Below are 18,341 nucleotides of genomic sequence, written 5' to 3'. Positions count from 1 at the left end.
TGGCGCGGTCTGCCGCGCCGCCAGCGTATGAAGCTTACCCCGCCATTTTCTGAAACCCTTCTCAACTCCCGCTGGCTACTACCGGTGGCGTTGTTAGTAGCATTGGGGCTGGGGTGGTCGGCTGGGCAGGTTGGCACCTTAGTGCCTGGTTTGTTGCTGGGCATTACGCTGTTGGTATTCTTCCTGGTCCTGATTTTTCTTAACCCCCGGGCTGGGTTCATCTCCTACATTGTCTACTGCTTTGTACTGGGCTACATCGGGCGGCACGTTACGGGAATACCCTTTGGGCTCGGTATGGATGGGCTGCTGGTGCTTACTTGGCTGGGGGTCATCTTTCACCGTTCCGAGCAAATTACCTGGACCCGTGCGAAAAATGACTTGTCGTTGCTAGGGGTGATATGGTTTGGCATTACCGTGCTGGAAATTGCTAATCCTTCGCGCCCTAGCGTTGCGGGCTGGTTTTATGAGATGCGTAACATCTCGCTGTATTGGCTGCTTACCGTGCCCCTGGGGTTTGTGCTGTTCAATAAGCGCCGCGACTTACGGCTGTTTTTGCTGCTCATCATCGGGTTTTCGTTGCTGGCCAGCTTCTACGGCATCAAGCAAAAAGTGCTCGGGGTGGACGCCATGGAACAGCTATGGCTGGATGCCGGAGCTGCCGAAACCCACCTTATTTGGGGCAAGCTCCGCATTTTCGGCTTCTATAGTGAGGCTGCCCAGTTTGGTTCTTCCCAGGCACATATCAGCCTCATCTGCCTTATTCTGGCACTGGGCCCATTTGCTTGGTGGAAGCGGATTTCCTTTGGCTTGGCCAGTTTTATCTTATTGTATGGTATGCTTATTTCCGGTACGCGCGGCGCTATGTTTGTGCTGGCAGCCGGTATTTTTGTGTACCTGCTGTTAAGTAAGCAAACCAAAGTGTTGATTATTGGCTGCGTATTGGCAGTAGGAGCTCTAGGAGTGCTGAAGTATACCAACATTGGTAACGGCAACCCTGACGTCTTCCGCTTCCGCTCGTCCTTGGACCCCAACGACCCCTCGTTGCAGTTGCGCCTCACCAATCAGGCCACTCTGCGTGCCTACCTGGCTACTAAGCCGTTCGGCGAAGGAGTTGGCACCATAGGTACGTGGGGGCACGAGTTCAACAAAGACAAGTTTATATCCACCATTGAGCCCGACAGCTACTACGTTAAGATTTGGGCAGAATACGGCATCGTGGGTTTCACTATCTGGTTTGGCATGATGCTCTATATTCTGGGCAAATGCTGTGGCATTGTCTGGCGTATCCGCAACCCGCAGCTCCGACAACAACTGTTGGCGCTTACGGCCGGCTTCAGCGGCATTCTGTTCTGTAGCTACGGCAACGAAATCATGAACCAGGTGCCCACGGCCATGATTGTGTATATCTCCTGGGTGTTTGTTTTCCTTGGTCCGGAACTCGATAAAGCTTCTCCTACTACCTGATTTACTTATGGATAAGCCGCTCGTTTCCATCATTTCCATCAACTACAAGCAAGCCAGCGTTACCTGTGAAATGCTGGCTTCGCTCCGGCAGATAACGTATCCTAACTACGAGGTAATTGTAGTTGACAATGCGTCGCCGGAAGCGGAAATACAGCCTATTGCCGACCAATTCCCAGAGGTTCACCTTATTCGGTCCCCTGAAAACCTGGGCTTTGCCGGGGGCAATAACTTAGGCATTGCCGTTGCAAAGGGTAAATACCTGCTGTTTCTTAACAACGACACTGAAGTAGACCCCGGCTTTCTAGAGCCGCTGGTCGAGTTGTTTGAGGCAAATCCTAAAGCGGGTATCGCCTCGCCCAAAATCATATTCCACGGCACCGACAACCTGATTCAGTACGCTGGGTGTGGAGGCATCAATCCTTGGACCGGCCGTAGCGTGACGTTTGGGCTGATGGAAAAGGATGAAGGCCAACACAACGTCTCCTCCCCCACCCCGCTCATCCACGGTGCCGCCATGATGGTACCGATGGAAGTAATCCGGAAGGTAGGTCTGATGCCCGAGCTTTATTTCCTTTACTACGAGGAACTGGACTGGTGCGAAATGATTAAACGCGGGGGCTATGAAAGCCACTACGTGGCCCAAGGCACCGTCTACCACAAAGAGTCGGTTTCGGTGGGGCAAGGCTCGGTGATGCGCACGTATTACATGTACCGCAACCGCCTATTGTATATCCGGCGCAATTCGTCGGGCGTGCGGTTTTGGAGTGGCATGCTTTTCTTTCTATTTGTAGCTGTGCCCAAGCAAGGGCTGGTGTATGGGCTCCATCTAGAGCAAAAATATTTAGACGCGTTGTGGCGGGGGCTCAAGTGGCACCTTCACCCCCATAATGTGCACCAAAACCATTTTCTTTCATGAGCATCGTACTGACCATCATTTCCCTACTCTTCTATGCGTTGGGAATATTCTTGTTGCTCAACGTGCTGTACCTGCTGCTTTTTGCAATAGCCGGACACCGTAAACCTGCCCCCATTCCTAAAGCACCCGCAGGCACAGCCTATCGGCGGATGTGCGTACTTATTCCTGCCTACCATTCTGACGCCGTAATTCTGGAAACTGCTCCGGCCGCTCTCCGCCAGGCCTACCCAGGCCAGATGGACGTCCACGTTATTGCTGATGGGTTGCAGCCAGCCACCGTACAGGCGCTGCGCCGCCAGCAAATTGGCGTTATCGAGGTATTCTTCGAGAAGAGCACCAAGGGCAAGGCGCTATTAACGGCGTTGCAATCCTTGCCAAATGATGCCTACGATGTGGCCGTAGTGCTAGACGTGGACAACATCATGGATGCTGGCTTCCTGACTCAGGTAAATGATGCCTTTGCGGCCGGTTATCGGGTAGTACAGGGCCACCGTACCGCCAAGAACCTGGATTCGGCCTTTGCCGTTCTCGACGCCTGCAACGAGGAGATTAACAACCACATCTTCCGCCAGGGCCACGCCAGCTTGGGTATGTCGGCGGCTCTCATCGGCTCAGGTATGGCTTTCGAGTTCCAGTACCTGCGGAAGCTGATGCAAGACATTGGCGAAACGCCCGGCGAGGATAAGGAAATGGATTTCCGCACGGTGAAAGACGAAATCAAAATCGGGTACCTGCCTAACGCCTACGTTTACGACGAGAAAATCCCTAACTCTCAGGCTTTTACCACTCAAAGAACCCGTTGGATAGCTGCCCAGGTGGAATTTCTTCAGAAGTACTTCTGGGAAGGCCCGGTGCAGTTGTTTCGTGGTAATGTTGAGTTCTTCGATAAAGTGCTGCAAACCCTGCTGGTGCCGCGCATTCTGCTATTAGGCTTGTTGGGAGTGCTATTTCTCTTGTCTCTGCTTCGGCTACCCGTAGGACCTTCTCCATTGTTTTGGGCCGGATTGCTACTCGGCACGGGGGGGGCACTGCTCCTTTCCTTGCCGGCCCGGTTATACAATCGTCAGGTAGCGCAGGCTATTCTGCACTTGCCGCTGGCTTTGGTTTCAATGGTACTGGCACTGCTGCAAATCAAGAAAGCCAAGTCTTCCTTCATGCCTACTCCGCATGCTACCAGTTCTGGCATGGATACTCCCCAGCACTAACTATCTGTTTTATGCCTTGGGAAATAGTCTTCCTGCCTGCTCTCGCCTGCCTTGTATTAGGAATAAAGTACGGTTTACGGGCAGCCTCTGAGAAATGACTGGGCTATATAGTATGGCTTAGAGCTAACTATAGCCTAATATTGCAAAAACAAGCATAACTAGGTAACACACCTTACTTCAATTAAGAAGCAGGAACCTTATTTCACTTGCTCGCTTGGCAAGCGTATCACCGTGCGTCTTGTTACACAATCCTGTGCATATACCACGGTTCCAAGCCTCCACCACGTGTAGTCGCAACGCAAAATGAGTAATAAAGAAAAGGCAATCAATGGTGGAAAGTGGGTAACCGTCGCAACTGTTATTTCAACCTGTTTTCAATTTGCGCAGGTTGCTATCCTCGCTCGGCTACTACCGCCAGCTGCTTTTGGCATTGTTAGCGTAAGCGCGTTGATAATAAACTTCTTTAACATATTTGGCAATCTTGGATTTTCCAATTCAATAATTTACAAGCAGGAAGACGACAGAAAAGTATTATCCACCTTATACATATTAAACATACTGCTTGGAGCATCTATGGCAGTTATAATTTATTTCTGCACTCCATTAGTTATTAGTTACTACAAAGAACCCAAATTAGAAAATGTAATCAAGCTATCATCCCTATATTTTCTGGTAGCGTATTTCGGTCAAATATATTCCTTCCTACTGCAAAAAAATTTAAAATTCAAATCAACGGCTATTATTGATATAATTGGAGCTGTTTTTGGAACGGCAACTACTATAATATTAGCTTATCTTAAATTCGAAGAATTATCCCTGATATTCGGGCAGTTAGTAATGGCTGTAACCAGATCAGTATTGCAGATAATATTCGGACGTAAATATTTTATTCCCATGCTGAATTTTGATCTTTCTATTACGAAAGAGCACCTCAGATTTGGCATCTACAACGTGGGAGAAGGATTTATTTCTTTTGTACAGAATAATTCTGACAATATTGCAATTGGCGGAATATTGGGTGTAAAAGCGCTGGGCTTCTACACAATTGCTTCACAATTGACAATATTTCCTGTTAGCAAGCTAAACCCAATTATTCTACAGGTAGCCTATCCTATTCTTGCTAAAATGAAGGAAGATCCTCTTAGCCTTAAAAGGTCTTACTTAAAGATCTTGGACTTAGTAAGCTACCTTAACTTTCCGCTGTTGGCTGGCCTGTACATAACTGCGGATAGTGTAGTACCATTGATGTACGGTCCTGGCTGGGAGCAGACAATTGAGTTGATAAAAATCTTTGTCTTCGTAAGTATATTCACTTGCTTGGCACATCCGCTTTTCACTTTAGTATACTCGAAGGGTAAACCCGAATTTCTATTATACCTTAATTTGATTACCCTAATCGTAAAAATCCCTCTGCTATACCTTTTCGGCAAAGAGTGGGGTGTAATTGGTATAGCCTATGCCTATCTAACTGCAACCTTGGTAAATCTAGTATTAAACTTTTTCATCGTTCAATATTTAGTTGGAGACTTTATGCGCGAATTCGTATTGAATGTGTTGAAAACTACCTTATTCTGCTTGCTAATGATTGGAGCAATCTACATCTATAAAATTACAGTTGGCTATGTTGGCCTCACCAATACTATAGTACAGGTGTGTATTGGGGGATCCATCTACGCAGTATTAACCCTGCTGTACAAAGTTTCGCTAACAGATATAAGATCATCAGCAAAAGCTTTATAGGTACTATCACCCATAACCACCTTGCTTTCGGCTCAATGAAGAGTATCATACTTAAAGTCTTGTCAGCTATAACCTTTATTCAATATCCAAAAATGGATAAAGGCATTCGCTATTATATTCGCGACAATTACTTTAGCAGGTTAAATCAGATAAGATTCTTCACTGACGATTATATTGTTAAGAAAAAATACAAAGAGATAAATTATTCGGGAGAATTTCAAACAGAAATTTGCCATATACTACCGTTTGCCTATTGGCATCACTTAAATGGAACATTAGCCAAAACCATATCTTGCAAAGGCACTAAAGAATTTTATTTCTTTAGTGAGAACCATGAAGAGAGATATGATTTTAGGAATGCTCGATTTGCTTACGAGAACTTTGACACTCCTAATACCACCCATAGCATTTCTAAAAGTTATCAAAAATGGGCACCTGTGCCGTTAAAAGAGCATTACAAGAACGATATCTTCGTTTTTGAAAAGCCTATCATGGTCATTGCCAATAAATACAACGTTGAGTGGGATGGGCCACCATTAAATTTTTTAAGTATTGAAGTCTTAAACGAAATCATATCCAAATACAAAAGCAAATACCAAATAATATACAACAGACCTTTACCAGCCCATATTGTTGAAGACAATAGTGAAATACTTGATTTAGGCGAGCATAAATGGCTAAACGAATTTCACCCTGAAGTTATATTATTGGATGATCTATACAGAAAGCATCAAGCCTCAGTAAATAATTTTAATCATCTACAGTTGATGGTTTATGCAAATTGCCAACGCTTTGTTTCAGTGCATGGGGGCACAGCAACGCTGGCAAGTTATTTTGGAGGAGTCAATATTATACTATCGAAGGGCAACGATAACCCAGCCACGGGAGGGGGATTGGAAATAATGTTCAATGAGTTTGCCAATTTCTTTCCTTTGCTTTCTGGAGCGCAGATTCTGCATGCCAAAAATGATAATGATATAATCAATTTTTTATCTACTCATTATTGAAAGGCACAGTATGAAACTTACTACTCCTGCTACTAACATGAGAAACGACTGCGACATTGTTATCATTTCAACTTCCAGGTGGGACAATCCTTACTCGTCAGTAGGATTTAGCTTTGCTAAAGAATTTGCGAAGAACAACAGGGTCTTTTATATAGATCATCCTTTTTCTCTGAATGAAGTTGCTTCACAGTATTCCAACAAGGATATGGTGAAGTCGAGGATACCTGCTTTGTTTTTGGGGAAGAGTATTTACCGTAAAATAGACGGGTTACCCGATAACTTAACTATTGTAACACCAAAGGTTACTTTACCTATCAACTGGCTTGAGGAAGGAACTCTGTACAATACACTCTGGAAATTCAATGACCGTATTGTGCAGAATGCCTTGAAGAAGACAATTAAAGATTTCAATATTAAGAAGTACGTATTCTTTAATTCCTTTGACCCCTTTTATTTTAGGTCGATTGAGGCGGACATCCAGCCAGTGGTAAAGGTGTACCAGACGATTGACGACATCACGCAGGAAACCTATATTGCTAGGCATGGGGTGCGCTTAGAGAAAGAAGTGATTCTCAACTCCGATGTGAGTATGGGTACTTCCAAACAACTAACGCATCTGATTTCTCGCTATACACCGGCGGCTTTCTGCATGCCCAATGCGGCTGACTTTAGTTTGTTCCAGAAAGCAGCAACTGAGCAGCTTGCGCGGCCTAAAGAATTAGTTGGTATCGATAAAAAGATTATTTGCTACACGGGTAATATTGGCAGCCGTATCAATTACAGCCTGCTAAAGAAGGTGGCGCAAACCCACACCGATAAAATACTGCTGATGGTAGGTCCTGTTAGCAATGAAGACCATAAAGAGTTTGACTTAGACAAACTGCCCAACGTCATCTTCACCGGTTCCCGCGACATAAAAGACCTACCCTCCTACCTTCAGCACAGCGACTGCCTGCTCATTCCGTTCGAGTACAGTGTTCTGACGAAGAGCATTTACCCGCTGAAGATAAATGAGTACCTGACGGCTGGTAAGCCGGTTATTGCCACTGCCTTCTCCGAAGACATTCAGGACTTCGGTGATGTGGCTTACATTGCCCAGACGGAAGAAGAATTTGTGGCGAAGATTAATCAGGCAATTCAGGAGGATAGCGCTGAGAGAAAACAGGCTCGCATAGCCAAGGCAGCCCTCAATACCTGGCAGGCCCGAGTGGCTTACTTCTGGGATATAGTTGAGTCAGCATCGGCTAAGAAGCAACCTGCCTAATAGTTGGACCTGTTTTACACAGTTTCTTCGCAATAAAGAAAGGCTTATTCCTGCTTGCTGAATTGGTCGTCAGAAGCCCGCCTATCAGCCCTAGTACCATTAATTGATTGGAGCGTTGCAACGCTACCCTGCCTTCACTTGGTTTCCTTTCTATGTCAGTAGTCGACAGCATCAAAAACAACCCAAAACTGAAAAAGCTGGTGCTGTACTTGCTGGTCGTTCCGCAGGAGGCACGCCCCCGGCTATGGGTACGCTGGCTGGTTAACCCATTCAAGCATCGTTACGGCCGCGGCTCCTTGGTGCGCTGGAAAACCCGCCTAGATGTGTTGCCTTTCAACCCATTCGAGGTTGGCGCCAAGGCAATTATCGAGGATTATGTTACCATCAATAATGGCATGGGCGGCGTATTCATCGGCGACCGTTCCCTCATTGGTATTTCCAGCGTTCTGATTGGCCCAATTCGGTTGGGTAATGACGTAATTATTGCTCAGCATGTAGTTTTCTCCGGGCTGAATCATGGCTATCAGGACATTACGATGCCCATAAACGACCAGCCATGCTCGACGGCAGCCATTGTAGTGGACGATGAGGCCTGGATTGGGGCCAATGCTGTTATCACCGCAGGAGTGCACATTGGTAAGCATGCAGTGGTTGCGGCTGGCAGCGTAGTTACCAAAGACGTGCCGGCTTATGCGGTAGTTGGTGGCAACCCGGCCCGAGTAATTAAACAGTACAATGCCTCTTCCGGCACTTGGGACAGAGTGCGTTAAGCACTTATTATCTGCGCTTTAAATTTCACTTCACCTATATATTTCTGTACTTTTCGCTTTAAATTCACTTTACAATACGACCCTCCGCTTATCTGTTTATTACCCTCCTATTTAGCATGCAAGAATACTGCACTACTTACGAACACGTCTGCCCGCCTCATTGCACACCCCTATGCTACATCGTTTATGACTGCACAGGAAACCATAACCCTCGTTGTAGTCTGCAATAATCATTTTGCGGTTTTACTTGCAGCGCTGCTCAAATCACTGGATGTAACTCATAAGTCAGCGGAAACCATCACCCTGTATATTGTTGACGATGGGTTAAGCGCTACAAACCGAGCCAAGCTGACTAGATGCATTGATTCACCCCAGATATCTTTGGTGTGGATCAAGATGCAGGATGCCATTCCCAGGAATATGGTTATTCCTATGGATAATTCGTCTTTTCCAATCAGCGCCTACATTCGCCTGTTTGCTCCTTACTTCGTTGACAGCAAGGTGAAGAAAATCATTTACTTGGATGCTGACATGATTTTGCTGGAAGACATTTCCGTGCTGTGGAATGTCGATTTGCAAGGGCACGTGCTGGCGGCGGCAGTTGACCGGACGGAGAAGGTGAGCAACCCCTGGGGCGGAATCAAAAACTACAAAGAGCTTGGACTCAATCCTGAAGCCAAGTATTTCAACTCTGGCCTTTTGGTAATTGATATGCCATTGTGGCGCGAAATGAACCTAACCAATAAGGTGCTTGCGTGCATCAACAACAACAAGGCGTATGCTGGCTTCCCTGACCAATACGGGCTTAATGTGGTGCTGGCGGAGCAGTGGCTGGAGCTTGACCCGCTGTGGAACTGCGTACCCATGTCCACGGTAGAGAAGCCCTTTCTGATTCATTTTATTGGTCGCAAACCAATATTCAAAATGTATGAGCACAACCCGGCTTATAAAGACCTGTTTTTTCACTACCTCAACCAAACCGAATGGCGCGGCTACCGTCCCCGGCTGGAGTCGAGCCGGATGCTCCGAAAAGCCTACAACCTTTTAAATAAGAAAGCCACCTCTTTTCTTCGATTTATCAGGGTGCGCGACTGAAACCTTCATTGGCCCTACCCGTTCAGCACACATCTTTGTACCGCCGCTCTGCACACCGCCCACCAACCGCCTGTAAGCAGGCGACTTGGCAGGCCTTAAATCACGCCTATCGTTGTTAGCCAACTCCTACTTGCTACTGAGTTACGTAGCAGACTAACACGCAATTGAAAACATACTATCACCAGGAAGTGAGCGGCTTATCAGCTGGCTTGCCTCATTTCTTTTCTTGCTTTGCTCATGCTTGTATTGCTATTCTGGGTGTCTCTGGGAGTCATCTTTTACACCTACGTAGGCTACGGACTGCTGGTAGGTGTGTGGGCTAAACTAACCCGCTCCTCGCACACCGCATCAACGGCAGATTTCGAGCCTGAAGTCACGCTGATTGTTCCGGCCTATAATGAGGCTTCTATCCTGGCCGCCAAGGTCAACAACTGCCTGGCGCTCGACTATCCGGCTAGCAAGCTGAAGCTGCTGTTTATCACCGATGGTTCCACGGATGAGTCGGGCAAGGTGTTGGCCGCTTTTCCTACGGTGCAGCACCTGCACGTGCCGGAGCGCGGCGGCAAATCAATGGCCGAGAACCGCTCGATGCAGTACGTGCACACGCCCTACGTAATCTTCACGGATTGCAACACCATGCTGAATCCGGAAGCGGTGCGCGCCATGATTCGCCACTACCAAGATCCGAAAGTGGGCGCAGTTTCCGGCGAAAAAGTTGTGCTCAACGACGGCAGTGCGTCGGGTTCGGGCGAGGGCCTGTATTGGAAATACGAATCGTTTCTGAAGCGTTGTGACTCCAAAATATGCAGTTTGATGGGCGCGGCCGGCGAGTTGGTTTCGTTCCGTACGGAGTTGTTCAAACCGCTCGAGCACGACACCATTCTCGACGACTTCGTGCAGTCTATGCGCATTGTGGGAGCGGGTTACCGGGTGGTATATGAGCCCAAAGCCTATGCCATGGAGCCGCCATCCACTTCTTTGCCCGAGGAAATGGGCCGTAAGGTGCGTATCTGTGCCGGCGGCTGGCAGTCAATGGCTCGCCTGACTTTTCTGCTCAACCCATTTCGGCAGCCTGTAGTAACGTTCCTGTACGTTTCGCACCGGGTATTGCGCTGGAGCCTGACTCCCGCCTTGCTGGCCTTGCTGCTGCCACTGAATGCCTACCTGGCCTATACTCAGCAAGGTATCTACACGCTGCTGTTTGTGCTGCAAGTGCTGTTCTACCTGAGCAGCGCCGTGGGCTGGTGGCTGGCTACCCGCAACCGCAAAGCGGGGGCGGCGCTGGTGCCGCTCTATTTTACCATGATGAACGTAGCAGCCTTCCGGGGCTTTGGCCGCTTCGTGCGGAATTCGCAACCGGCGGCCTGGGAGAAGGCGCACCGCCCATCGGTGGCCTAGTTGCCTGAGGCGTGGTGTGCGGCCCCCTATCTGTAAGCTAAGCCTAAGCGCTATTATTAAACCCTTCGATTGATGTCAACGGCAAATTTTCCTACCGTCACCTTACTGGTCACCCACTATAACCGCAGTAAGTCGCTGGAGCGGCTCCTCGATTCTTTTGCCGAACTCAACGTGACGTTTGGAGATATTGTCGTGTCGGACGATGGGAGCAAACCCGAGCATGTGCAGGCGCTCAAGGAACTCCAGCAGAAGCGCAAATTCAATCTGGTGACTACGCCCGTTAACAAAGGCTTAGGCAACAACCTGAACAAAGGGCAAGACGCCGTCAAGACGCCTTACACGCTTTACGTGCAGGAAGATTTCGTGCCTACCGACCAGTTTCTGCCTCACTTCCTTGATGCTTTTGCCATGATGGAAGAAGCGCCCGACATTGATATTGCCCGCTTCTACGCCTATTACGCTTATCCTTACCTGAAGCCCTACCGCAAAGGATTTGCGGAAATGCTGTACAAGCCGTGGTTCACGCACACCGGCAAAATCTACAACTACAGCGACCATCCGCACCTGCGGCGCAGCAACTTCTTCGAACGGTTTGGGCGCTACAAAGAGGGTATCAAATCGGACCGCACCGAGTACCTGATGTGCATCTCCTTTATCCAGAACAAAGGCCGGGCCTTGTTCTACACCAAGTTCAAGGAGTTGTTTTTGCAGGAAAACTCATCGGAAGAGCCAAGCACGGTTGCCCGTAGCGACTGGCGCTCCAGCAACAACTTGCTTATTGCCGGTGTTCGGCTAGTTTTCAGACAAGTGAAATACAACTACGATATTCACTTCGGCAAACGCTTAGTGCCTTAAGCTGTAGCTGTTTACGCATCGGCTCAGCCAGCCGCCTACCCCGCACAACTCGTTCTGCCCTCAATAATCAGCTACCTTTCCTTCACTTCAGTACCTCTCTCCCGTAGCTATGCGACACATCGGCCTTCCTGCCTACATAACTAAACACAACCAGCCCAAAGAGGTGCTTAGAGGTAGAGCAGAAACAGTACGCAAGCAAATTCAGAACCTGTATTCTCCCACCCCCGATATATCCATTGTTATACCGGCTTACAACGAAGCGGAGAATATTTTAAAAACCTTATCATCGTTAGCTGATACCACCACTACTAAGAAAATAGAAATCATAGTAGTGAATAATAATTCCAAAGACGAAACCGAAGAGTTGGTTCGTCTTGCGGGCGCAACGTGTATACTGGAAACCAAACAAGGAATTACACATGCCCGAAACGCAGGATTAAGCCAGGCGAAAGGCGAATATATTTTAAATGCCGACGCCGATACTATTTATCCGCCCGAGTGGATAGACCAGATGGTTTCGCCCTTATATAAGCAGGATGTGGCCATGGTGTATGGCAACTTTGCTTTTATTCCAACCGAAGGAACCCCGCGCCCGGTGTTTCTGGTGTACGAATATGCCTCCGACGTTTCTAAATGGATAAACAAGAAATTCCGTGAAGAAGCTGTTAATATTTACGGTTTCAATTCCGCCTTCAGAAGAGCCGAGGGCCTGCAAGTAGACAGCTTCAACCACCCGGTAGGCAGCAACGAAGATGGCTGGCTAGGGCTGAAGCTGCGCAACACGTTCAACAAGAAGTTTCATTACGTAGGCAGTTCCAAAGCAACTGTCTGGACCACCGACCGGCGCATTCAAATAGACGGCGGCTTGGTAAAGGGCACTATTATGCGCCTCAAGCGGCATCTGCATTTAAAGTAGCCGGTAACTACTGCTATACTTTGGGGCTGCTTGCTAGGCTATTCTGGCAAGCACGCCCTCCCCCCATTCAAAGCGAGCTATTTTATTGGATTAGCTGCTACCCTATCTCCTTTATCACGTAACAAATCTGTTTTACTTATGCTATAATCTGCCACTCCGCCAACCCAATGCGCCGTCATGGACCCAACCACTTCACACAACTTAACTATTTACATAGTAGGCCATTACAGAGCCGGCGCCGCCGATGGCCTAGCTGAATTCAACTACAGAATCACCCAATTATTAAAAGAACAATTCAGCATTCAGTTTATTGAGTTTGACGGCACCAAAAACAGCGACTGGCACGGCACCGAAACCAAAGAGAATGTTCTCATTCACTTGTTCGGGGCCAAAAGCAGAAGCAAATTCCAACTGCCAACCGCTTTCCAGAACTGGCTCGAGCAGCTTGATAATACCAACTGCGTATTTCACCTGAGCCATATTTATAATATCGATAATTATTTGGTGTGCCGCCAATTAAAACGGCTTTCCATTCCGTTTATTATCACCCCTCACGATTCCTTCGTGTATGACCCCGCTTATACTCAAGCGCGGCCATTTCTAAAAAGATGGTACAGAAATGTATTTGTTTCTGTATTCGATAAATACGTGCTCGATAATGCCACGGTAGTTCATGGTATATCGGAAATGTGCGCTACTTATTTAAGCAACGTCACTAAAACTCCTGTTTCGGTGGTAACCAATCAGGTGAATGACATGCGCATTCCGTTCGATGTAGCGTCGTTAAAAGAGCAGGTATGCTTTATTGGCCGCTTCGATATTTTTCGAAAAGGCATTGACATAGCCCTCACGGCCTTTCACTTATTCAAGGAGCAGAGCCAGGATGCAGCTGATGTAACGTATGTTCTTATTGGTCCTGCCGATGCGCACGCAACACAGGAGCGGGAGTTTATCTGCCAGAAACTCGGCTTGCGTATTGGCCAGGACGTAATATTCACGAATAAGATACCGGAGCCCGAACGCAACAGCCTACTTGCTCAGTCGAAGGCGTATATGCAGTTGTCGCGCACGGAGGGCTTTGGGTTAAGCATTGCTCAGGCACTTTCGTGCTACAAGCCAGTAGTTGTGTCCACGCAAGTGCCCATTCATGGCAAAATTGTGGCGCACAAAGCAGGTTTTGCCGTGAACAACGCCGAGGAAGCAGCGCAGGCTCTCACCAAGATATTCGCCCTCACCCCTACCGAGTACTCGGCTATGGCGCATAATGCCCGCCAGTGCTACGAGCAGGAATTTCACCCCGATATTATCAAGCCGCAGTTGGTTGGAATGTATGAAAAAGCCGCAGCGGGCTTACGCAAGTTGAGCGCCGCCGTTCATCAGCTATAAAAAGACAAGCTCTGCAACAAAAAGGGGACTCTGCTGAGCAGAGTCCCCTTTTCGTTGCAGAGCTTGTACAAAAGCTACTCCGCAGTATCCTCCCGCGCAGCACACAGGTGTACTGCGCGGGAAGACCCTATTATTTGGTTAGTATCACCCGCTGGTGCACCACCTCGGTATCGGTGGTGAGGCGAATGGTGTAAATACCGGCAGGCAACTCTTCTGCTTTAAACTGCACTTCCTGCACTTGCAACGCTTTCAGGCTACCAGAAAACAGCTTCCGTACCTGGCGGCCCTGCATGTCGTACACAACCACTGTAGCCTTGCCAGCAGCAGCCATCTTGAACCGCACGTAGCTATCCTGGCTGAAAGGATTCGGAGCAGCCGTTAGTTCGGCGGTTTTGCCTGTTCCGGCGGCAGTAGTAGCAAGAGCGGTGCCGGCCACAGCAGTTGTGCTGGAAGTAGCAGCCGAGCGGTTTGCGCCTTCTACGTAAGGAGAAAGCCGATTACCAAGAATTGGGCCTTCCATAACGCTGTTCGGCATGCGCCAGGCTACGCTCACTACGTCGCCGCCGGCATCTTCCTTGTGCAACACTTCAACGTAGTAGCGGCCACCGGCAACCAGGTTTACCTGCGCCGACTGCTGAGACGGATACTTATACCATTCGCGGGCATTAGTCCAGGCGCCATTGCCCTCTACACTGGCAATCTTGACTCTGTTGTCCGGATTGTCATCCGTACTCAGCCACAGCTCACAGTTGTCGTCGCCGGAAATCCAGAAGGTATAGGCCCCGGTCTGGGGTGCGCAAATGTACCCCCGGATACGGGCGCCGTATGAGCTGCCGATGTTAGCATTGCTTTCCAGCTGAGTGAGTTGGCTGGTGCTGCTTGGCATGGTTTTCAGCGGAATATCACTCACTGCCCAGCCGTTCACGTTGTTCCACTGCTCGCGCAAAATCGTACCGGTTGCCGAGCAAGCAGTGGGTACTGGCGGCGCAATGGTTGTAGTAGTGCCAGCTGGCAGCACGAAGAGCGGAGTTTCCGTCACGTTAAGCTGAATCTGGCCATTGGTAACGCTCACGCGCTGTACGCTCATGCTGATGCTGTTAGCTTGCGGGCGATACACATCGGCGTAAGCTATGTTTCCTACTTGCAAAGTATAGGAGGCCGTACGCCCGCGCTCATCAGGCACGACGAGCATGTAGGCGCTTTGGCCGTTGAGGCTGTAGCGGTCCACGAGCGGGTCGGCGTTCAGGGTCTGCTCGAAGCGGTAGCGGCCGAGCAGGCGCTGGGTCTGCTGCAAGTACTGCGCGGCCAGGCGCGGGGTGCGGTTGCTGTTCAGCAGGCCCATCGAGCCGAACTGGATGCTGCTGGTCGGGTTGTCGTCGTAGGCCTGGTAGTGAAACACGCGCTCGATGCCCCAGCGCGCATAGCTCAGGCTCGAGCGCAGGATCCAGTCGGCCTGGGTCTGCTCCACCGAGCGGCCGCCGACGGCAATGGCCTTGAGCGGGCTGCCCTGGTGGTGGTCGTAGCCGGTCTCGGTGATCCACACGGGCATGTCGCCGGCGTACTCGTGGGCCATGCGCAGGAAGGCGGCGGCCCGCTCGCCGGCGTCGGAGACTTCCGGGGCGCTGCCGCGGGTGGGGTTGCCGCCCTGCGAGGAGCCGGCGTCGTTGGCGTAGTGGTGGTAGTTGATGATGTCCCAGCACAGGTTGACCGAGCCGTCGGGCTTGTAGCCGCGGTGCTGGCGGCACCACTCGACCATGCCCTTGACGTAGTCGGGGTTGGGCGAGGCCAGCCCGCCCATGACCACTTGCATGGTGGGGTCGGCGTTTTTGACGCCCACGCCGGGGCCGAGGGTATTTTTGTGGCCGTCGTAGAAGGCGGAGAGGTTGGCGGCGTACTCGAAGGCGGTCTGGTAGCCCAGGCGGCCTTTCCACCACTTGTCGCGCTCGTTGTCGCACTCGATGTAGGTAATCAGGTCCAGGCCGACGCGGACCTGGTTGACGGGGTCGTTGGTCCAGCGGGGGGGGGCCTGGCTCACGCGCAGCAGGCTGCGGTCGACGCTGGGGTTGCGGCCGTAGCGGGCGGCGAACTGGAAGGCGAGCTGGGCTTGTTCGCGGTAGGAGGCCGGGGCGGCGAAGTCGGCCCCGTAGCGCACCGGCACGTTCTCGGCATCTCGCTCTCCAGCAGGATACGTATTCAACATCCAGCCCGGCATCGTTTTAAGACAAGCCAGCACTTCAACTCCTTCTGTTTTGAGGCTCTGGTACATGGCATCATAGTTCCAGCTGCCCATGTGGGAGGGGTTGAAGGTGTAGGCGCCCTGCACCGACTCCAGTTTGTCCCAATCCAGGTAGTGGCGGATTCCGTTGAAGTTCTTTATGGCCGCCACTCGTGCTGGGTCCACTACTAGCGGGTTAGCCCCATCAATAACATCCCACTCGAAAGCGTTAACACCACAAGCCTGACGGAGTTCTACGTGCTTTTGGCTAGCCAACCCCGCAGCGGTAGGCACGGGCGTGGCCGAAGGGGTGGGCAGCGTGTAGGAGCCATACAATTCCATTTCGGTGGGGTAGGCCCACGACGAGGTCAGGACGATGTAGCGGGCGTTGGTGATGACGTTGTCGAGGGTGAAGGTGGTGGGCCGGTTCGGGTACGGCCCAATCCACTGCTGGTCGTTTACGCCGTTGAAAGAGCCAACATGCACGCGCTGCCAGGTATCGGTGATGACGGAAATGGTCATCGGGGCCGAGGGGTTCTGGCCCCAGCCGTCGAAAAGGCGGATGCTTTCAATACGGAACGTTTCGCCCGGCTTGAGCGGGTAGAACGAGTCGAAGGTGCCAATCACCCGCCCGTAGCCGTTGGGCACGTTCACGCTGGTGACGCCATCGGTGAGGGCGCGCAAATCGTCGGGGGAATTGGTAATCTGGAACCAGCGGCTGCCATCAATCGGAATTTTACCGGCGAGGGATGTTCCGCTGGATACTACCTGCACCGTTACAGTTTGGGTTGCATTAACAGCGGCCAGGTAGGCCGTGTTGCCAGCTTGTGACGCTGTGATGGTAGCCGTGCCCGGCGTACCAACCAAGGCCTGCCAACGGCCGCCTGAGTTGGAAACAGTTAGCACCGCCGGGTTGGAGGACACGAACGTAATGGGCGTGGCCGTGTTGTTGCTCGTGGCTACCAAATCAAACGCAGCAGCCCCGGTTGTTTTGTTGGGAATAGCCGGGAAGTTGATAACTGACTGCACCTGCGTAGGGGCCGGCGCCTGCACCACCAAGGTTTGCGCTACGTTGGCCGCCGCCAAATACGCCGAATTGCCAGCTTGCGAAGCCGTAATAGTAGCTGTACCCGCAGCACCCACCGTGGCCTGCCAGCGCCCGCTCGAGTTCGAAACCGATACGACCGATGAGTTGGAAGACGAGAACGTAATGGGGGTAGCCGTGTTGTTGCTGCTTGCTACCAGGTCAAAAGGAGCCGTTCCTGCCGTTCTGGTGGCTAAGGCTCCAAAGCTGATAACCGACTGTACCTGAGCCGGAGTAGTGCTGATGGGGTTACCGAAAATCTTCAGCTTAACCGGGATGTTGTTGCCATACTTATGAATAACAATGGCATTGGCCGTAATAGGCGTAGCAGCCACCATGTCCACCCAGTTCATATAGGTCTGCCCCGTAAACGTTCCTAGCAAGGTGCGTTGGGTACCGTTTAGGGCGTAGATGGTAGCCGGCCGGTTCGTGAAAACCCCCTGATAATCATAGAGTGAGAGCCGAGTAATGTTGGTCTGGCTGGCCAGCGTGAGCGTAACGTCGATGTACTGCTGGTTGATGGGTGCCCAGTGGTCGGCCACCAGGTCGTTCATGTTATCGTTCAACCAGGGGTTGTAGTTCTGCCCTGTGTTGATGCTTGGCGTAATGGCCGTGATGCCAATTCGGGAGCCTGTATTCTGGCCGTAGGCAGAGAAAATGAGCAGGTAGCTAATTAGGTAAGCTACCAGCATGCTGGCTTTGTTGGTGTTCCCCATTGAAAAAAGAGTAGGTAAAAGGCGCGGTTGTGGTTGGTATGGTAAGGGCATACAGCATCAGCCAGACCCCTTGGTATCTGTTTTGATGAACTGTTCGGACAGCGTACTATAAGTGCCTTGTGGCGACACAAGGCCTGCTTTCAGTTAGCTCGTTGTGTAGGCAGCCACTTTCCCTAACTCCTATCTGAGCTGAAAGATGGTTGCTAAGAGCTGGTGCTCTGGCGGTTACTATACACTCATCGAAGTGAAATGAGTGTATGATATAGGTACCTATTCACTTCTGTACCTACTAGCGGCGGCAATAGCGTCA

14 protein-coding genes are annotated in these 18,341 nt (G+C 50.4%); 12 read left to right on the top strand and 2 right to left on the bottom strand.

The features are described 5' to 3' along the window. The first annotated feature begins 27 nt into the window (after window positions 1-27). From J0X19_RS02545 to J0X19_RS02495, 11 genes are all read left to right on the top strand, one after another. On the top strand, window positions 28-1,464 hold the full coding sequence (locus tag J0X19_RS02545) for an O-antigen ligase family protein (RefSeq protein WP_206980628.1): 1,437 nt from the start codon (window positions 28-30) through the stop codon (window positions 1,462-1,464). Window positions 1,465-1,471: 7 nt separating this feature from the next. Beyond that, complete coding sequence (locus tag J0X19_RS02540) at window positions 1,472-2,380, top strand: glycosyltransferase family 2 protein (protein ID WP_206980619.1); 909 nt, start codon at window positions 1,472-1,474, stop codon at window positions 2,378-2,380. Next, window positions 2,377-3,585, top strand: a complete 1,209-nt coding sequence (locus J0X19_RS02535) for a glycosyltransferase (protein ID WP_206980617.1) — start codon at window positions 2,377-2,379, stop codon at window positions 3,583-3,585. Before J0X19_RS02540 ends, J0X19_RS02535 begins: the two co-directional genes overlap by 4 nt. Window positions 3,586-3,888: 303 nt before the next feature. After that, window positions 3,889-5,325 (top strand): MOP flippase family protein, encoded by a 1,437-nt coding sequence (locus tag J0X19_RS02530; RefSeq protein ID WP_206980607.1) that lies wholly within the window; start codon window positions 3,889-3,891, stop codon window positions 5,323-5,325. A gap of 59 nt (window positions 5,326-5,384) precedes the next feature. Further along, on the top strand, window positions 5,385-6,332 hold the full coding sequence (locus tag J0X19_RS02525) for a hypothetical protein (RefSeq protein ID WP_307788224.1): 948 nt from the start codon (window positions 5,385-5,387) through the stop codon (window positions 6,330-6,332). 37 nt (window positions 6,333-6,369) lie between these two features. Continuing rightward, window positions 6,370-7,596 carry a glycosyltransferase gene (locus tag J0X19_RS02520; RefSeq protein ID WP_206980603.1) on the top strand — a complete coding sequence of 409 codons (1,227 nt, stop codon included), beginning with the start codon at window positions 6,370-6,372 and terminating at the stop codon, window positions 7,594-7,596. Window positions 7,597-7,748: 152 nt separating this feature from the next. Next, window positions 7,749-8,366 carry an acyltransferase gene (locus tag J0X19_RS02515; RefSeq protein WP_206980601.1) on the top strand — a complete coding sequence of 206 codons (618 nt, stop codon included), beginning with the start codon at window positions 7,749-7,751 and terminating at the stop codon, window positions 8,364-8,366. A 186-nt stretch (window positions 8,367-8,552) separates the two neighbouring features. After that, window positions 8,553-9,461 carry a glycosyltransferase family 8 protein gene (locus J0X19_RS02510; RefSeq protein ID WP_206980600.1) on the top strand — a complete coding sequence of 303 codons (909 nt, stop codon included), beginning with the start codon at window positions 8,553-8,555 and terminating at the stop codon, window positions 9,459-9,461. Window positions 9,462-9,698: 237 nt separating this feature from the next. After that, window positions 9,699-10,859 carry a glycosyltransferase family 2 protein gene (locus J0X19_RS02505; protein ID WP_206980599.1) on the top strand — a complete coding sequence of 387 codons (1,161 nt, stop codon included), beginning with the start codon at window positions 9,699-9,701 and terminating at the stop codon, window positions 10,857-10,859. 72 nt (window positions 10,860-10,931) lie between these two features. After that, window positions 10,932-11,714, top strand: a complete 783-nt coding sequence (locus tag J0X19_RS02500) for a glycosyltransferase family 2 protein (protein WP_206980598.1) — start codon at window positions 10,932-10,934, stop codon at window positions 11,712-11,714. Window positions 11,715-11,823: 109 nt separating this feature from the next. After that, a complete protein-coding gene (locus J0X19_RS02495; protein WP_206980596.1) occupies window positions 11,824-12,630 on the top strand; it encodes a glycosyltransferase family 2 protein in 807 nt (268 codons plus the stop codon). A 282-nt stretch (window positions 12,631-12,912) separates the two neighbouring features. Here the strand turns inward: J0X19_RS02495 and J0X19_RS02490 are convergent, their stop codons facing one another. After that, complete coding sequence (locus tag J0X19_RS02490; RefSeq protein ID WP_206980594.1) at window positions 12,913-13,110, bottom strand: hypothetical protein; 198 nt, start codon at window positions 13,108-13,110, stop codon at window positions 12,913-12,915. A gap of 207 nt (window positions 13,111-13,317) precedes the next feature. Here J0X19_RS02490 and J0X19_RS02485 point away from each other — a divergent pair, with 207 nt between their 5' ends. Then, window positions 13,318-14,016, top strand: coding sequence for a glycosyltransferase family 4 protein (locus J0X19_RS02485; RefSeq protein ID WP_206980592.1), 699 nt, complete (start codon window positions 13,318-13,320; stop codon window positions 14,014-14,016). Window positions 14,017-14,146: 130 nt separating this feature from the next. Here the strand turns inward: J0X19_RS02485 and J0X19_RS02480 are convergent, their stop codons facing one another. Further along, complete coding sequence (locus J0X19_RS02480; RefSeq protein WP_206980591.1) at window positions 14,147-18,031, bottom strand: PA14 domain-containing protein; 3,885 nt, start codon at window positions 18,029-18,031, stop codon at window positions 14,147-14,149. Between the last annotated feature and the right edge of the window lie 310 nt (window positions 18,032-18,341).

The organism is Hymenobacter telluris (assembly GCF_017313265.1).
GTDB lineage: Bacteria > Bacteroidota > Bacteroidia > Cytophagales > Hymenobacteraceae > Hymenobacter > Hymenobacter telluris.
Note: the sequence above shows the minus strand (reverse complement) of the source record. Positions and strands in the feature narration are given on the sequence as shown.